Source organism: Mesobacillus maritimus, assembly GCF_023715205.1.
GTDB lineage: Bacteria > Bacillota > Bacilli > Bacillales > Cytobacillaceae > Mesobacillus_B > Mesobacillus_B maritimus_C.
Genome location: NZ_JAMBNR010000043.1, coordinates 1 through 1,693, shown reverse-complemented (window position 1 = coordinate 1,693; position 1,693 = coordinate 1). Strand labels below are relative to the sequence as shown.

1 rRNA gene and 1 pseudogene are annotated in these 1,693 nt (G+C 36.4%); both read right to left on the bottom strand.

Annotated features, from left to right (window positions below):
• Positions 1-818: 818 nt before the first annotated feature.
• Positions 819-953, bottom strand: a pseudogene (locus M3182_RS26540) (glycerate kinase); the annotation flags it as partial.
• Positions 954-1,568: 615 nt separating this feature from the next.
• Positions 1,569-1,684: ribosomal RNA gene (gene rrf, locus M3182_RS25485) — 5S ribosomal RNA — on the bottom strand.
• Positions 1,685-1,693 lie beyond the last annotated feature (9 nt).

Genomic DNA, 1,693 nt, shown 5'->3' with positions numbered 1-1,693 from the left:
TCTCCAATAAAGAGTATGAGTTAAGCTCATAAAATAAAACGTTGGCTCATGTTCTTCTATATTAATAGAAGAAACATGATTGTTATTGTTTGTTGACGCTTGTTTGTTTAGTTTTCAAAGAACAATTTCGATGTCGTTATCAGCGACATTTAATATAATATAACATCCACTTCATTAAGTCAATAACTTTTTAAAAAATTTTATTGGCTTAAATATTTCTCAATAGCGAAGTAGTTAAATAAGAATACCATCTTAACCTGACTAAATCAATACTATATTTTCAAATTCTTAATAAGAATATCATTACAACAAACAATTACTTCGTATACTATGCACAAAAAAGTAAGAAGGTACCTTCAAAAGGCAATAAAACTGCAGCCCAACAGTGGGAGCAAAAAGGTGTAGCTATATAATTGGGGCGAATCAGCCTTTTAAAAAATCTTCCACGAAAATTAAGGACAAGTAAAGAATGCAGTTAGCAAATAAAGTCCGCGTCAAGGATAACCTGGCTTATTCAGACGTATTTTTTGGTCAAAAGCAACAAAGTTTGAGAAAAGAGCCTTTAAGATAAAGACAATAGCTGTGAAACCATGATTATATAATGAATCAATTCCATCTCCTATCCTTCCGACAAGCAAGTTAGATTAAACGTTTTTAGCTTATCTAGTGCCCCTCCGCCGAACATCTTCCCCATTCTAAATTTTTAAATGAAGCTCCTAAAGCTTGTAACATCCCAGCTCCGCTATCAAGTGCATGTTTGATCAGTTGCCCTGATCCGTATGTTGGGGTCTTCAAAAGATTCCGCTTCTCAGCTATTACTAAACTAGTCCACTTGCACTTGCCATCTCAATCACGGAAGTACTTCCTTCATCAAGGATACCGTAAGGCGCATCTACCTTCTCCCTTAAGGTACCAATAACTTCTATCTTAACAAATTTCCCATTAGATGTGCTAACAAGAGACTGCTCTCACGTCAGCCACCGGTACACTTTTACATTCAGCATTAGGATATACGTTCGAATACTCTATATCCATAGCAAAGGCCTTTTTCGCCGTCTTACTTTCCTTTATAGTCAGATTTTTCCGTCTATTTAAGCTGTTTTCAGTGCTAACTCCTATTTAAGAGATATTTCCGCTTATTATCAATTATAAACAACGAAATTTTCCAGTATTTTAATTAAATAAAACCATTTCTAAGCTTAAATCGAAAAATGCTAGTTGCTAGCCTTGATTCATCTGTTCGCAAAACTATTCACTTACTAATAGTAAGACGCTTCGGTTGTATTTTACAAAACAACAAAGACTGAAATGCAGCTTAATAAACTACTACAAAAGGATAGCTTTCGCTATCTCTATTTTACTATCAGTTTCCCCTCCTCAAACCGTACGTGAAGTTTCCCTCATATTATATTACAACATCACGAGTCTTTATCACAAAGTTTCCCCACCAGTGCCTATCAACTACTGAGCGTCTTGATCCTAATTCATATTTGACTTTCACTAACTAGCAATTAGCTGTTTTCTGGACACAAATAAAAAGACAACCAAAATTGGTTGTCTTTTGCGTTGCCCGGCGACGTCCTACTCTCACAGGGGGAATCCCCCAACTACCATCGGCGCTGAGAAGCTTAACTTCCGTGTTCGGCATGGGAACGGGTGTGACCTTCTCGCCATCGTCACCAGACTATTTAAT